Annotated in this window: 14 protein-coding genes and 2 pseudogenes; 12 read left to right on the forward strand and 4 right to left on the reverse strand. The window is 43.8% G+C overall.

What is annotated here, in order from left to right; all coding sequences use genetic code 11:
- Positions 1–111 precede the first annotated feature (111 nt).
- From IE039_RS07430 to IE039_RS07465, 8 genes are all read left to right on the forward strand, one after another.
- Positions 112–939, forward strand: coding sequence for a transporter substrate-binding domain-containing protein (locus IE039_RS07430; RefSeq protein WP_010002238.1), 828 nt, complete (start codon positions 112–114; stop codon positions 937–939).
- A 12-nt stretch (positions 940–951) separates the two neighbouring features.
- Positions 952–1,662, forward strand: coding sequence for an amino acid ABC transporter permease (locus IE039_RS07435; protein WP_010002237.1), 711 nt, complete (start codon positions 952–954; stop codon positions 1,660–1,662).
- Positions 1,659–2,402, forward strand: a complete 744-nt coding sequence (locus IE039_RS07440) for an amino acid ABC transporter ATP-binding protein (RefSeq protein ID WP_010002236.1) — start codon at positions 1,659–1,661, stop codon at positions 2,400–2,402. Before IE039_RS07435 ends, IE039_RS07440 begins: the two co-directional genes overlap by 4 nt.
- Positions 2,403–2,422: 20 nt before the next feature.
- Positions 2,423–3,658 carry an aminotransferase-like domain-containing protein gene (locus IE039_RS07445; RefSeq protein WP_010002235.1) on the forward strand — a complete coding sequence of 412 codons (1,236 nt, stop codon included), beginning with the start codon at positions 2,423–2,425 and terminating at the stop codon, positions 3,656–3,658.
- 14 nt (positions 3,659–3,672) lie between these two features.
- Positions 3,673–4,644: an NAD(P)-dependent oxidoreductase gene (locus IE039_RS07450; RefSeq protein ID WP_010002233.1), complete on the forward strand. Its 972-nt coding sequence runs from the start codon at positions 3,673–3,675 to the stop codon at positions 4,642–4,644.
- Between the two features lie 10 nt (positions 4,645–4,654).
- Positions 4,655–5,353: an amino acid ABC transporter ATP-binding protein gene (locus IE039_RS07455; protein ID WP_010002231.1), complete on the forward strand. Its 699-nt coding sequence runs from the start codon at positions 4,655–4,657 to the stop codon at positions 5,351–5,353.
- Entirely contained in the window at positions 5,350–6,591 is a 1,242-nt protein-coding gene (locus IE039_RS07460) for an MFS transporter (protein WP_229782859.1), read from the forward strand. Before IE039_RS07455 ends, IE039_RS07460 begins: the two co-directional genes overlap by 4 nt.
- Before the next feature lie 106 nt (positions 6,592–6,697).
- Complete coding sequence (locus IE039_RS07465; RefSeq protein WP_146976906.1) at positions 6,698–7,903, forward strand: aminotransferase-like domain-containing protein; 1,206 nt, start codon at positions 6,698–6,700, stop codon at positions 7,901–7,903.
- A 30-nt stretch (positions 7,904–7,933) separates the two neighbouring features.
- Here IE039_RS07465 and IE039_RS07470 read toward each other — a convergent pair whose 3' ends face one another.
- Positions 7,934–8,800: a LysR family transcriptional regulator gene (locus IE039_RS07470; protein WP_048701627.1), complete on the reverse strand. Its 867-nt coding sequence runs from the start codon at positions 8,798–8,800 to the stop codon at positions 7,934–7,936.
- Between the two features lie 176 nt (positions 8,801–8,976).
- Here IE039_RS07470 and IE039_RS07475 point away from each other — a divergent pair, with 176 nt between their 5' ends.
- The 4 genes and pseudogenes from IE039_RS07475 (at position 8,977) to IE039_RS07490 (ending at position 12,277) form a co-directional block, all read left to right on the forward strand.
- The gene (locus IE039_RS07475; RefSeq protein ID WP_048701626.1) at positions 8,977–9,651 is read left to right on the forward strand and encodes a VIT1/CCC1 transporter family protein; all 675 of its coding nucleotides are present in this window, start codon (positions 8,977–8,979) and stop codon (positions 9,649–9,651) included.
- A gap of 1 nt (position 9,652) precedes the next feature.
- The gene (locus tag IE039_RS07480) at positions 9,653–10,333 is read left to right on the forward strand and encodes a VIT1/CCC1 transporter family protein (RefSeq protein ID WP_010005299.1); all 681 of its coding nucleotides are present in this window, start codon (positions 9,653–9,655) and stop codon (positions 10,331–10,333) included.
- Between the two features lie 133 nt (positions 10,334–10,466).
- Positions 10,467–11,186 (forward strand): annotated as a pseudogene (locus IE039_RS07485) (ABC transporter ATP-binding protein).
- A pseudogene (locus tag IE039_RS07490) lies at positions 11,186–12,277 on the forward strand (ABC transporter permease). Before IE039_RS07485 ends, IE039_RS07490 begins: the two co-directional pseudogenes overlap by 1 nt.
- A 59-nt stretch (positions 12,278–12,336) precedes the next feature.
- On the opposite strand, the gene IE039_RS07495 reads toward IE039_RS07490, so the two are convergent.
- From IE039_RS07495 to IE039_RS07505, 3 genes are all read right to left on the reverse strand, one after another.
- Positions 12,337–13,872 (reverse strand): glycosyltransferase-like membrane protein, encoded by a 1,536-nt coding sequence (locus IE039_RS07495; RefSeq protein WP_010005304.1) that lies wholly within the window; start codon positions 13,870–13,872, stop codon positions 12,337–12,339.
- A 109-nt stretch (positions 13,873–13,981) separates the two neighbouring features.
- Complete coding sequence (locus tag IE039_RS07500) at positions 13,982–14,410, reverse strand: hypothetical protein (RefSeq protein WP_019041250.1); 429 nt, start codon at positions 14,408–14,410, stop codon at positions 13,982–13,984.
- The gene (locus IE039_RS07505; RefSeq protein WP_010006238.1) at positions 14,403–15,704 is read right to left on the reverse strand and encodes a Y-family DNA polymerase; all 1,302 of its coding nucleotides are present in this window, start codon (positions 15,702–15,704) and stop codon (positions 14,403–14,405) included. Before IE039_RS07505 ends, IE039_RS07500 begins: the two co-directional genes overlap by 8 nt.
- Between the last annotated feature and the right edge of the window lie 293 nt (positions 15,705–15,997).

Raw genomic sequence — 15,997 nt, forward strand, 5'->3', positions numbered from 1 at the left:
AACACCATTAAAGACCTTGATGGGTTTTTCTGTCCACTTAAATGTTCAACTTAAATTTTACAATCTGCCGTATTGAAAAAATAAGTTAGAGAGATAAAAGAGGAAATAAGGATGGAAAAGAAGTCTGGTTCAAAAAAAGGATTGTGGCTTGGTTTAGGCATTGTTGCGGTGGCCGTAGCGGCGGTGATGTTGTTGCACGGCAATGGCGAATCAGCGAAATCGGCGAGTGGTGTGACGACGGTTAACGTTGGTTCTGGTAATGATGGTCAGCCGTTTGGTTATCTCGATAAAGATGGTAAGCCAGCCGGAATGGATATTGCGTTAATTCAAGCAATCGATAAGAAATTGCCACAATACAAATTTAAGTTAGTGTTGTCTGATTTTCCAACGTTGATTACGAATTTGAAGAGTGGCAAGACGGATATGGCCCTCTACCAAATTGAAAAAAATGCAGAACGTGAGCAAGACTTTAAGTTTGGGCAGGTTGGTTATACCGTGTGGGATACACTGTTAGCAACACAGTCTGCTACTGGTAAGTTAAACTCATTTGCTGATGCAAAGGGTAAAAAGCTGTATATCACGAACTCGACGAACCAGGCAACCTTAACGGATGCTTATCTCAAGGACCATCCAGATGCCTTTTCAGTCGTTCGGGGTACGTATACCACCGAACAAATTGCACAAGGTTTTAAGTCCGGGCAATTCAATGTTTATCCAGCACCAAAGTACTCGATTGATTTGTTGAATCGTCAGTTTGGGACAAAGTTGATTGCTGGTCAATCAGTTAACCATTCAAACGCTTACCCAATGTTTAATAAGGCTGCGGATCCAAAGCTCATTGCTGCTGTCAACAAGGCGATGAAAGAACTGAAGGCGGATGGCACATTGAAGGCATTAAGCGAAAAGTGGCTCAAGGGCGACTATGTACCAAAGGATTAACGGGAGAGAACTATGACATTTGATTTGGGCTTTATTTTTCAGGTGATCCTGACAGTAATCCGTTACGTGCCGATCACCTTATACATGGCGGTTGTTAGTCTTATTATTGGTGGCGCTTTGGGGTTAGTGGTGGCTTTGATTCGTTTCTATCAGGTGCCGGTGTTATCCCCAATGATAGGCACCGTGATTACAATTCTGAAAGGGGTGCCGTTGATCTTAGTTTTCTTGGTCATCTTTTTAATTACCTCGCAAAACTTTAATAGTATCGCTAAGGCCATCGGGTTACAGATCAAATATGGTGACTTGCCGATGAGCCTGTTAGCAATTATTGGGCTGTCGTTGATGGCGATGGTTGGTCTCAGTGAAGCCTTCCGTGGCGCCTTTGAGTCGGTGAAGACCGTCCAATTTGATGTGGCCCGTTCACTGGGAATGACACGATTGCAAACCATTCGACGGGTACTGATTCCGCAAGCTTTTCCAGTGGCTTTCCCAATGATTGTCAACATGTTGATTAATTTGATTAAAGGCACCGCGATTGCTTCATTGGTTTCAGTGGTGGAAATCTTCTCGGCAGCTACGCAATCGGCCAGTTCAAATTATAAATACTTTGAAGCGTATATCGCAGCAGCCGTTGTTTATTGGCTGATGACCATTTTGATTGAACAGGCGGTACACCGCTTTGAATTGAAATTTGCTAAAAAAATGGAAAGGGCACGCGCATGATTGAAGTGAAAGCATTACGTAAAAAGTTCAATAATCATGAAGTCTTGAAAGGCGTAGATTTAGCTTTGCAACCTGGTGAAGTGGTGACAATTTTAGGGCCTTCTGGATCAGGTAAAACCACGTTTCTTCGGTGTTTAAATTTTCTGGAACAGGCTGATTCTGGTGCCATCAAAGTCGATGGGGATTGGGTGTCATTTGACCAAGCCACGACAGATGATGTGATGAAACTCCGGCGCAGCATGGGAATAGTCTTTCAGAATTATGCGTTGTTTCTCAATAAAACTGCGCGCCAAAATATCATGGAACCCATGACGTTAGTCCACCAAGTGAGCCAGACGGCAGCTTTTGATCGTGCCACAGAGTTGTTACAAGCTATCGGCTTAGCGGACTTTGGCGACTATTATCCGGCGCAATTATCGGGTGGTCAGCAGCAACGTATTGGGATTGCCCGTGCTTTGGCGGTGCATCCAACCGTCTTGTTATTTGACGAACCAACTGCGGCCCTAGATCCAGAACTAGTTGGCGAAGTGTTAAAAGTCATGAAGGCAGTTAAACAGGCCGGTGTGTCAATGATTCTTGTGACCCATGAAATGCAGTTTGCTTATGAAGTCAGTGATCGGGTGATTTTCATGGCCGATGGCGCTATTGTCGAACAAGGGACACCACAGCAAATTTTTGAAGCCCCACAAGAACCGCGCACGCAAGCCTTCCTCATCCGCTTTAAAGTGCGTTATGCCTAAGAAATATAAAGGAGTTCAATATGTCAGAACAGCAATACCAATTTGCCACGCGCGTGGCGTCATTACAACCAAATACCCTGCGGGAGCAGGCAAAGCAAGTGCAGATTGCTGATGATTTTATTAAGCTTACTTATGGGTATCCCAGCAATGAGGACTTTCCGGTCGCAAAATTAGCAAAAATATCAGAACGCATTTACCGTGAGCATGCCTTAGAATTTATGCAGTATGGTGAAAGTGAAGGGATTCCGAAATTACGTGAACAAATTAAAACGCGCTTAGCAGCCGAACAGGGTCTGGATGTTGTCAATAATGATGTGCTGATTACGTCTGGTTCAACGCAGGGGATGGATTTGGTGTTTAAAATTTTCGTCAATGAAGGGGATATTGTGCTGACGGAAGAACAAACTTTTGTTGGTGCCGTGAATGCCATCAAATCTTACGGGGGTCAAGTGCAGGGACTTCCATTTGATATTAACCGTGGCAGTATTGACCCAGACGTGTTAGCCCAAACTTTAGCGGCCGATGTGACCCATAAAATTAAGCTACTTTACTTGATTCCGACCTTTCAAAATCCCATTGGCACGTCGATGTCAGCGGCCGATCGGCAACGCATTTACGACATTTGCCAAGCTCATCAGGTCATGATTTATGAAGATGATCCATATGGTGATTTATTGTACATGGATACGCCGGCGTTACCAAAAATCAAATCATTTGATGTGTCTGGTCATGTGATTTATGCGGGTTCATTTTCAAAAATTTTGGCACCGGGGTCACGATTAGGCTTCTTACTGGCACCAAAGCCGGTATTCCAAAAGTTGGTCTTGGTCAAACAGGTGGCGGATTCGTTTGCCAATTTGTACTGGCAGTACTTAGCGAGTCAATTGATTGAAGATGATGAGTTTAATGCTCATATTGCCTATCTCAAGGCGCTTTATCAAGTGAAAATGGCGGCGATGGTGACAGCTTTACAACAATATGGCTCAGAGTATTTAAGCTTTGTTGCCCCGGATGGGGGTTACTTTGTCTCGGTGAAACTCAACGATGATATTGATCCGACTGTTTTCTATGATGAATTAGATCGCCGGCATGTTGGGGTAATTCCGGGCAATATTATGAGTGCTGCCGGTCAGGGATATGACCAATATTTTCGATTGAATTTTACGTTGCCAACGCCAGAAACCATTACTGAAGGGATAAAACGGATTGCCGCGGCCGCAGCTGCCGCGAAAATACCACAACAGGTAGAAGTTTGAGTGAGGGCGCTGCGATGAAACTTTTGTTTTTTAACGCCTCAATAATCGAACAACGTCTGATTGCGGAATGGTCAGCAACACATGGTGTGTCGGTTAAGACAGTCGCGGCGCCATTGTCCCATGACAATATCGCGTTAACGCACGGCTATGATGCCTTGATATTTTATCCCAGTCGGGCATTTCAAACGGATGCGACTTTGTATCAACAATTAGCGCAAAATGGTATTAAACAGCTATCGATTAAATCAACGGGTTACGACAATATTAATTTGACATATGCGCAGCACTATCAGTTGACAGTGACTAATGTCCCCAACTATTCACCTGAATCGGTCGCACACTTTACGATTATGAGTATCTTGATGTTGCTACGACAGTTACCGGAACAGCTGAGAACAGCGCACACCGTGTCACGGCAGCATTTGATTGGCAAAGAATTAACGGACGTGACGGTTGGTATTTATGGCGCCGGGCGCTTAGGCAGTCTAGTCGCCAAGACCTTCCATTTTATGGGCGCGCGTGTCTTGTTTTATGCCCGTACGCCCAAACCAGCGTTAACTGCGCTGGGTTTGACGCAAGTGAGTTTTGAGACGTTACTAATAGCTAGTGATGTCTTAAGTATTCATGTCCCGTTAAATGAAACAACGTATCATCGTTTTAATGCGGTAACATTAGGGAAAATGAAAGATGACGCGATACTTATTAATACTGCGCGTGGTAGTGTCATTGATACCGCAGCGTTAATTCTGTATGTCCGACAAGGTAAATTTAGTGGGTTGGCCTTAGATGCTTTAGAAAATGAAGATACCCAAGGCTTTCAAACAAACCCATATTATCAGGCGTTAGAAGCATTTGAGAATGTGATACTCACCCCACATATTGCCTATTACACATCGGCAGCCGTTCGCGATATCGTGATGACGGCATTGGACAATGCCTACGATGTGATTAGTACAGGTATATCTGACAACGTGGTGCTAAATTAGGAGGTCAACCATGAGCTTTATTACAATTCAGGATGTCCATAAATCATTTTATGGCAAGGAAATTTTAAAAGGGATTAATCTTACGATTGAAAAAGGCGAGGTGATTGTCATTTTAGGCCCTTCTGGATCGGGCAAAACAACCTTTTTGCGTTGTCTTAACACGTTAGAAAAGGCAGATCGTGGTCAGATTAGAATTGATGAGGTGACCAAAGATTTTGCTGGTCATGACCCCAAAAATACGCGTGACTTAATTTTAAAAACAGCGATGGTGTTTCAAGGACATGCTTTGTTCCCAAATGTGACGGTTTTACAAAATGTAATTGAAGGGTTGATTCGCGTGAACTATTATCCCGCACAGCTTTCCGGTGGCCAACAGCAATGTGCCGGCATTGCGCGGGCGATGGCCATGGAACCAGAATTGCTTCTATTTGATGAACCAACGAGTGCGCTTGATCCGGAACTGGTGGGGGAAGTGTTAACTGCCATGAAAAAACTAGCGCAAGCCGGGCATACGATGATTGTTGTGACCCATGAAATGCAATTTGCTTATGAAGTGGCGGATCGTATTTTGTACATGGAAGGTGGTGTTGTGGTCGAATCAGGGACGCCTGCAGCCATCTTTAATACACCACAAGATCATCGTACACAGAAATTCCTAGCGCGCTTAGCTGGTCAAGATTTCAGTGCCGCTGAACTGGTCAGCCTATGATACAACAGCATGATCGGCTAATGCCGCATACCAAAGACGCCGCCAAAGACCGCCATGTTAGTCAGACGCAGCGTCTTTTTCAACAAGATTTTCTGTTGTTAATGGTGATTAATTTTATGGTCATGACCGCCGTGACCGCACAAATGGGGACGTTACCATTATATGTAACGCAATTAGGTGGCAATGCGATGATGTCGGGCTTGGTGATTGGGATTTGGGGGCTAGCAGCCTTGGTAGCGCGTGTGCCTGTGGGTAAAATGATTGATCGCTTTGGACGCAAGCCATTAATCGTGATTGGGTTGCTTGTTTTAGTGGTCGATTTCGGCTTACTGATTTTTAGTCAATCATTACTTGTTTTGATTTTACTGCGTGCGTTTCAAGGTATTGGTAATGGCACTCAAAGCACCGCAGTTGCGACGCTGGTCGCTGATAAATTACCCCCACGACAGCTATCCATTGGGTTAGGCTACTTCAGTATTTCACAAACCTTACCAGCAGCAGTTGGGCCAGCAATTGGCCTCTTAATTGTCAATCATTGGGGATTTCAGGCGATGTTTTATTTCAGTCTGGGTTTGGTTGTTGTGGCACTCGGTTTAACGGTTTTGGTGCGTGACACGTATAATCTCAAAACGCAGCAAACGACTGCGGCAACGTCTCTAGTTGGAATTTTGGCATTGCTTGCACAAGTGAGTATTTGGGCGCCAAGTTTGGTTGTTTTTATTGCTGCTTTCGCCAACGCCGCCGTGGCCGCCTTTTTAGTCCAATTTGGGTTTGAAAAAGGGTTGCCCTTGACGCTAGTTGGTTTAAGTTTTACTGTGCAAGCGCTGGTTGGTGTTTTAGCACGGATTTGGTTTGCTAAGTTGTATCTGTATTTTCACACGCTGACCTTAGTAGGTAGTAGTATTGTGATGATTGCCAGTGCGTATGTATGCATTGCGTTTAGTCCAGGCATTGGGGGATTTTTGATCGCCGGCGGATTAATTGGCCTTGGCTTTGCGTTGTTGATGCCCTTGATGAATGCCGTCGTACTACGGGATGTCTTACCAGTGCAGCGTGGTCGTGCGACCGCTATTTTTTCATCCGGAACGGACGTGGCCTATGGTATGGGGGCCATTATATGGGGGATTTTTGCCAGTTATTTTGGCTATTTTGCGGTGTATTGTGTCGCTGCGATATTGGTTGCCACGACGTTAAGCCTTGTCATGCGCTATCGGCAAATCTTGCGACAATCAGTGTAACTGATTATGAATGAATTTTATTCATGTTAAATTAAAATAGTTTCGTCATATTCATGTTTGGATTCGGGTATGATAGTTGTCAAGAAAGCAAGAGGACTAAACGCTTATGACACGATCACATTTATCAACCCGTTACCAACAAACAGCAGAGTTAAACATGGATCAAATTTTTGCCCAGGCGGCTGATCCAGAAAATATTTCTTTTGGAATGGGACTGCCAGATGAAGCGGTTTTTCCTAGCGAGGCTTTAGCTCAGGCTTTTAATGAAGCGATTGCTACGGCAGGTGCGTCAATTTTTCAATATCACGATACGCAAGGGCCATTATCACTGCGAGAAAAAATTGCGGCTTTGATGGCAACTTATTTTGATTACCGACCAACAGCTGATCAAATTATGATGACGCAAGGCGGGCAACAAGCCATTGATATTATTGGGCGCGCCTTTTTAGATAAGGATGATCATATTATCGTTGAAGCACCAACTTATATGGGGGCTTTAGATGCTTTTGATAGCTATGAGCCGATTTATCATGAAGTGAGGTTAGAAGCTGATGGCATGGATATGGCACAGTTAGAAGCAACCTTACAGCAGTATCCAGAGACAAAATTTGTCTATACGATTCCCGATTTTCAAAATCCAACTGGGGTAACCATGAGCTTGGCGAAGCGCAAGCAATTATTAGCTTTAGCCGCACAATATGACTTTTACATCATTGAAGATAGCCCTTACCGTTATTTGCGTTACACTGGCGAGGCCGTGCCATCATTAGCGGCATTAGACACAGATGGTCGGGTGATTTTAATTTCTAGTTTCTCTAAAATTTTATCGCCGGCTTTGCGTACGGGCTGGCTTGTGGCCAATCCAGCATTAATGGCATTGTTCTTAAAAATCAAATCAGGACTTGATATCCAACCGTCGTATATTAGCTTGATGGCGATTGATCACTATTTAGCCAAGCATGACATTCAAGCACACATTGCCACCATTAATGCCAAATATCGTGATAAATGTGCGTTGATGTTAGCTTGTTTAGCTGCTGATATGCCAGACACAGTGACGTTTACGCAGCCAAATGGTGGCTTCTTTATCTGGGTAAGTTTGCCCGAAGGGGTTAATGCAACCACATTATTAGCCGAACAGATGTTATCACAAGCCAAAGTTGTCTATGTGCCATCAGAGATGCAATATGCTTCACGGCAGGTGACTCATCAATTCCGGTTAAACTTTACTGGTGCAACGCCAGACGACATCAGAACAGGGATTGCGCGTTTGGGCAAAGCATTACATCAGCACCTGTTTGTTGCACAATAAAAAGCCAATCGTAATGACAGATTGGCTTTTTTAGCTGAGATAAGTTTCAATTTCTTGTACTAAGGCACGCACGGCTGGCGATAAAATGTCGTTTTTACTTTGGACAAGGGCGATGGTGCGGTAAAAAGGTTCATCGAATGAGAAAATGCTGACGTCACCGCTTAGTTTTCTAAGTGCTAAATCAGGTAAAATGCCGAAGCCCAGGCCTGCTTCAACCATTGAAACAATTGATTGATCATCAATGGAGAAGTTAATAGTATTTGGACGAACATCGTAAAAATCCAATGTTTTTTTGGTGTCACGGTCATAATCCGCTTTTTGCAACATGAATTGAACACCTTTTAAATCTGCCTTAGTAATAGTTTTCCCATTACGAGGCTGAAAGTTTGCAGGCGCGACACACTTAATTTCATCGCGCAGGAGTTCAGTGACTTTGACGTTTTCGGAGACGGGGAGAAGCGTAAAGCCGAGGTCAAGTTCTTCATAGGCGACGTGTTGGCTAATATCTGAAAAGTTATCTTGGGTCAGAGAAACGGCGATATTGGGAAACTGTTTGGCGTAATTACGCAAAATATCGGGTAGCCAATTAATGCAGACACTACTAAAGGCCCCAATTTTAATGACCCCAGATTCTAAACCTTGGATTGCTTGCACTGTTTTTTCGAGTTCTGTTTCTTCGGCGAGAATTTTACGAAAAATGGGGTAAAGTTGTGCGCCGTTCGTCGTTAGGGAGACTTCCGCACGGTTACGAATAAAAATGGGGAACCCGTATTTTTTTTCGATTTGATTAATGGCATGACTGACCGCACTGGCTGTAATGTTGAGTTTTTCAGATGCTTTTTGGAAGGACTTTTCTTCAACAATTGTGACGATGGTTTCATAGATGAATGTGTTCACAATAACACTCCTGATTTTTCAATGCGCCCTGATAATTGGCCATGAAGATATGCTGATAGTATTATCGTACCACACTTAATAATCACGCGATATAGTCTGGTGTGACAACGATTAAACATCTCATTTTTGACAGATTTTAAGCTGAAACACGTGTTATTTTGTGCTATAATGTCCCCATGGAAATGCATATTAGTAAACGAATTAATATTTTACGCGCCATTGTGATGGGTGCTAATGATGGGATTATCTCGATTGCAGGCGTTGTTTTTGGGGTCTACGGGGCCTCAATGAATGCTTGGGCCATTTTCTTGGCTGGGTTAACGGCTACCATTGCGGGGACTTTTTCCATGGCGACGGGGGAATATGTCTCGGTTAACTCACAGCTAGATTCTGAACGCGCAGCACGCGCACAGCAGATTATGGCGTTGGATCAACATTTTAACCAAGAAAAAGAATTTCTAACGCAACACTATTTAGCTGATGGCATTACTGCCGAGCATGCCCGTGCATTAGCGCAACAAACGATGCAGCAAGATGCCTTGAACGAAACGTTACATGCCCGTTATGGCATTGATGAAGATAATTTGATTTCACCAATTGAAGCGGCATTGGCCTCGATGATCGCTTTTCCAATTGGGGCGATTTTACCGATGGTTGGCATGACGCTAGTGCCGGCACCTTATCGCGTCATTACCACACTTGTGTTTGTGGTGTTAGCGCTTGTGTTAACGGGCTATTTCTCAGCCGTTTATGGCAATACGCCGAAAACACGAGTGATTTTACGGAATGTGTTTATGGGAGTCGTGACCATGGGGGTCACGTATGTAGTTGGTTTACTCATGGTTGCTTAACATGACAAAAAAGAAATTATCATTATCTGAAAGATTAAATATTATTCGTGCAGGGGTTTTAGGTGCTAACGATGGGATCATTGGTGGTGCCGGTGTTATTTTAGGGGTCACGGGTGCGACAACAAATAACACGGTTATTTTTGTGGCGGGCGTTGCTGAAATGTTTGCGGTCGCTTTTTCCATGGCTTCTGGTGAATTTGTATCTGTGTCGTCTCAAAAAGATACCGAACAAGCCGTTGTTGCCAAGGCTGAAACCTTATTAGCCACACAACCGCAAGTCGTCCATGATGAAATTGCGACGTATTATGAACAACGAGGTGCAACCCCTGAATTGGCGGCCCAAGTCGCTGATGATTTAATGGTCAAGGATGCTTTAAAACACTATGTTCAGATTAAGCATGGGATTGTTGTGAGTGAATATTTAAGCCCGTCACATGCGTTAGTATCATCCTTTATCGCCTCAGTTTCTGGGGGGATTTGGCCACTATTAGCCGTGGCATTTTTGCCGCAGGACTATAAAGTGATTGGTACCGTCATGGCCACGCTGTGGGCACTCTTCTTGACTGGCTGGTTGAGCGCCTGGTCAGGTCACGCACCAAAATTACCCGCTATATTGCGTAATGTTTTAACGGGTGTGATTACGATGGGATTTACTTATTGGATTGGGACTTTGCTCAAATAAAAGCTGAGGTAGACAGTGCTACTTCAGCTTTTTGTGTTAATGACAGGCAGTACACTACTGTGAGTGGCAGAAGTGTTTACTTATGATTTTCGCAGCCGTATAATCAAGTAAAATTGAATGACGGAGAATGCGGATGACAACTATTTTGGCACTCCAAAATATGACGAAATCATATGGGGCACGTACAGTGCTTGACCAAGTGAGCTTGCAGTTACCAACGGGACAATTATTAGGGTTAATTGGCCCGTCTGGTTCGGGAAAATCAACGGTGATTAAACTAGCCCTTGGCATGACACAAGCTGACACAGGCGAAGCGTATATTTTTGAGACGCGGATGCCAAATCGCAAAGCGTTAGCTCAGATTGGCTATATGGCACAAAATGATGCGCTTTATGAGACGCTGACTGGCTATGATAATCTCAAGTTTTTCGCATAAATGCGTGATATCAAAGCTGTTAATCACGAAATTAGTCGGGTGGCGCAGATTGTTGATTTAACTGCTGCCTTAAAACAACAAGTTAAAGGCTATTCGGGTGGGATGAAACGCCGCCTGTCACTCGCCATTGCATTGTTAGGGGAGCCGGATTTATTAATTTTAGATGAACCCACGGTCGGCATTGATCCTGCGCTGCGCGTTCAAATCTGGGAGGAATTACGGCGTCAACAAGCCAACAAAAAAAATATTTTGATGACCACGCATGTGATGGACGAAGCTGAAAGAGTTGATCGCGTTGTGCTCCTTTTTGATGGCCGCATTATCGCTGATGATAGTCCTGCTGCACTCAAAGCACAGTATGACGTTTCAACAGTAGAGCAGGTGTTCTTAAAAGCGGAAGTCGAGGTTACCAGATGATGAAAAGTATGGTCATTGGACAACGTATTTTAAAGGAATTGGCGAAGGATAAACGTACATTGGCGTTGATGTTTTTGGCACCGTTGTTAATTTTAACGTTGATGAATTAAATTTTTAATACGAATGCAACACCGTCTGTCAGAATTGGTACGGTACAGATGCCAGCGCCTGTGGCCAAGCAACTCGGTCAGGTCAAACACGTCACGCAAACTAGTTATGCGACTGAAGCGGCTGCGCATGATGCGTTAAAAGCGCAGCGGGTCGATAGCGTGATTGTCTACAAAAAGGCCACGCATACGTATCAGGCAACGTATGCTAATTTGGATGTGAATAAAACAACTTTAGCCAAAGCAGCCCTACAAAATACCTTAACGCAAAATAAGTTGCAAACATTGTTGCAGGTCGTTAGTGCGTTACCTCATTCTCAAGCGTTTGACGCACAACTTCAGCCAAAGGTAGAACAAACTTATCTATATGGTAATAGTCAGACACGGTATATGGATACGGTGTTACCTATTCTAATGGGATTCTTTGTCTTTTTCTTCGTCTTTTTAGTGAGTGGCATGGCTATTTTGAAGGAGCGCACAACAGGGACGCTTGAACGCTTATTGGCTACCCCAGTTCGTCGTGGACAGATTATTTTTGGCTATACCATTAGCTATGGCGTGCTTGCCATTTTACAAACGTTAACGATTGTTTTGTACATGGTATACGTATTGCACTTGCCAATTGTTGGCCGGATTGGTTGGATTATTGTGACGAATATACTCTTAGCATTAGTTGCGTTGGCGCTAGGTATCTTGATGTCGACTTTTGCGGCTTCCGAATTCCAAATGATGCAGTTTATTCCGCTGATTGTCGTGCCACAAATTTTCTTTTCAGGGATTGTGCCGTTGGATACCATCAACCCGTGGCTTGCGAAAGTACAATACATTCTGCCTTTGACATATGTCGCCAATGCAGATAAAAAAATTATGATGCAAGGTTTCGGTCTGACCCATATTTGGTTTGACTGTTTGGTTTTACTTAGTTTCTTCATCATTTTGACCGTGATCAATATTCGCGGTTTAAAGCAATATCGTCGTGTTTAGATGGCTGTAAAACGACAAGTAAAAAAGCTGAAGTAGTCATGGCTACTTCAGCTTTTTAATTAATGGCGGCTCATGTATGTTTGTCGTTGACACATGTGATAAAGGCCATAGCCGGCTAATAAACTGATAAATGGCGTGTATTGAATCATGTATTTTGTCCCACCGGATTCAAAAATCAATAAGAACAGGAGACCACCAAGTAAGATAAGTGAAATCAGGGTCGTTTTAGCGTTTGTTTGATAAAACCAGGTCGTATAAATCATAGCAACTAAAATGAGTAACCAAACCAGTTGCATGATAAATTGGTAATTCGCATGCCAAGTGACGCGATCACCCACTTGAATGTTATGTTGATAAATGACATCTTGTAACTTTTGACTGGCGGTATTTTTTTGTTTGAGTGTCCGGACGGTTGACCACAACTGCTCGCGGTGGGCCCCCATGATACCAGTATCGACATTATCACTATATTTCATGAGATAGAATTTCAACGAACCGCCCAGTCCGCGTTCTTGCGTACGAGCAATCAGGCGCTGTAATTCTGGCTTTTTGCGCGCGTCTTTATTGGGATAAGCAATGGCGAATCGGTAATCTGCGTCATTAAATGTGCCGTGCACCGTGTTTTTATCCTCAGGATTACCGTAACTACCGAGCAAAATATAATGGACGGCAGGAAACCCTTTTGTCGGATCAATGGTAACGATTTGTTGTTTCGCCACGTAACTATTAAACGATACGACAGTCATGGCAAAAAACAAGCCACCAGTCAGCCCTAACAGTACTGTTTTTTTAAGCGATTGCGTACGACGCAAATACTTTGGTGAGATGATCAAAAAAACAACCAAGGCGATGACAAAGATAATGGCGCTAGGGCGCAATAAGTAGAGCAATCCCAGGGCGATACCAGCTAACGTGAGGTACAGAAATCCCCATTTGTTGGTTTTAAATCCTTTGAGTAGGCAAAGGAGTGCCAAACTGGTAAATAAGAGGCCGTAGTTATCCGTGTAAGGGAGGATAAAGATAGGTTGAGCCATGACAAAGTAGGCAAAAATTAAAGTCGCACTATTGGCAATCGCGCGTGAGTTAAAATATGTTTTAGCAAATAAGCGAAAGAGTAGGACTGAGACATCAATGATGACAAGCGTCGCTAATTTAAATGCCCATAATTGGGTCCCAATCACTTTTGACATGACGAAACTCATGAAAAAATACATGGTATTGTTGGGATTAATGGATAAATAGTGGGCAATGGTTTGTGGGGTTTCTAAACCACCTAAAATCACTTGCGCATCTGAACCAACGTCAGTTTGCAACGTCATGAGTAATGCGACTTGCCAGCCTACCAGTAGACAAAATGCTAGCCAGAATAAGATATTGTGATGGGATTTAACCCACCGCCAAATTGTGGCGATTGGCCGTTTTAGGGATAAAAGTGTTCCAACATAAGCCAGCAATAGCACCACAAAAAGACCGATAATCAACCGATTACCCAGTTGCCAGGGTGATAGTGTACTGGATTGCAATGATAAGAAGAGTGCCAGCAGTAACAAGATTAAAGTGGCGGTGTTAATCATGCGATAAAACACGCGTTGCATAACTGAAAGTTCCTCCAAAAGTTCCGATGAATTTAAACACAGATAGCACTATCATAACAAATATAATGATGTTTTGCAGATAAACTTGTGATTTTTATCGTGATGGAAACTAACGGCTTGGTGAAGTGGTGCTTTTCTGATGTTCGTCAAGTATAGCCAACCAGCGCATGTCCGCCCAAGCTAAGATTGTTTGTGCAATTCGGAGATGTTGTGTGGTGTAACCGGTAATGGGGCCCTGGATGAGTGGGGGCAAGACAAGATCTCCAGCTAAATTATAGGTGGCGGTGTTGCTTTGTGCGGTAACTGATAGCTGTTTTTCGATGGCTAACTGTGCCAGTGCCATCATATCAGACAGGTTCATTTGCGCGTGACGTTGCCGAGCAGCGACAGCTGCTGCTGTTTCGGTTTCGCGCTGCCGGGCTGCTGTGTGATCAGAGAGATAAAAGCCACCCCATTTTTTCATGCCTTGGTCATGATAAAGCTGACCAAAAACTTGCAATGGCCAGCTTGGCTCATAATTTGGGTATTGTTCAGTCATTTACTAGCCCACCTTGATGTCCACCGACTAAATTGGCGCGACTGATGGCCGTTGCTGCTGCATCAAGTGATGCGCCATACACGAGCTTAGTCAGACCAAAACGTTGTCGAATCTGATCGATTGCCTGGTCGAGTTGCTGTTGTTTGGCGAGTGTGGCTGGGGTGTTAAACAAATCCAACTGCGTCACAGTATCTGATGATAGCTCGCCAAAGTAAACAGCCAATTGCTGGACAACACCGCTTTGCCAATGTTGGGTCAATAAGACGGCTGCGTGTCGTTGTAAAATTTGAGTGACATTAGTCGGGGTCGCTAACCGTTGTGTCTGCTGCCACTGCTGACGCGTTGTGAAGCTGTTAATCTGAATACTGATGGTGCCCGCCAGCAAATGCTGTTGACGTAAACGGGTAGCAACTTGCGCCACAATTTCTTGCAAAACGATGCGGATATCGTTGATATCAGTATAGGGGTGTGGCAGAATTTGAGAATTGCCTAGACTTTGAGACGCGGGGACCACTTTTTCGCGAATGAGCGTCCGGTCAACGCCCCAAGCTAAGGCGTATAAGCGTAGCCCGTTTTGTGGGCCAAAAACTTTCCTTAAACGAAATGGGTTCGCATGTGCTAAGTCACCCATGCTATAAATGCCCATTTGATTGAGTTTGTGAGCGGTGCGATGACCAATTGACCAGATACGATCTAGTTGATTGATTGGCCACAATTTTTCTGGCACGGTTTCAAAATGAAGATCACCAATGAATGAGGGGTCGTGCTTGGCATACAAATCTAACGCAATTTTTGCCAAAGTGGGGTTATCCCCGATGCCAACAGTAGTGTATAAGCCGGTTTGGGCATGGACGTCGAGCTGGATTTTACGGGCGACTGCTTGTGGTGTTGACCCAAAAAATTCCCATGTATCCGTCATATCCAAGAGACTTTCATCAATGGAATAAGGGTGCCAATCCTGGTCGGCAACATATTGACGATAAATCTTGTTAATTGCTAGATTGATGTCAATATAGTGGTTCATGCGTGGTGGGACTTGAATAAGATCAGGTAATCCTTGTAAATCTTTCAGACGGCTGACATTATGTTTTAAGCCATATCGCTTTTTAGCCATTGGGGATGTTGCCAGCACTAAGCCACCACCGCCAACATTAGGGCCTTTTGATACCACGACTAACGGTACTTTCATTGGGTGCAAACCACGGGCCACGGCTTCGACAGAAGCATAAAAAGATTTGGTATCAATCACGAATACCACACGTTTTGTTTCAAAGCGATAGTCATAGTCATTCATGTCAAAGCCTCCAAAGATACTAATGATCTCATTATACGAACAAATGTTCTGTTTGTCTAGTCGTGCGTGTTGGGTTTGGATGGATAATCACATTAATTCGTGGTCAAGGGCTTTTAAATTTGCTATTCGCTGCGATACATGTCGTGGTCTGCAAGCTGCAAACATCGTTAAAGCTTAATATCAATAATCACGCTCACCTTACTAAGGTGGGCTTTTATTATTTGGCAGATTGTAAAATTTAAGTTGAACATTTAAGTGGACAGAAAAACCCATCAAGGTCTTTAATGGTGTTA

It is taken from the genome of Leuconostoc lactis KCTC 3528 = DSM 20202 (assembly GCF_014651235.1).
Taxonomy (GTDB): Bacteria; Bacillota; Bacilli; order Lactobacillales; family Lactobacillaceae; genus Leuconostoc; species Leuconostoc lactis.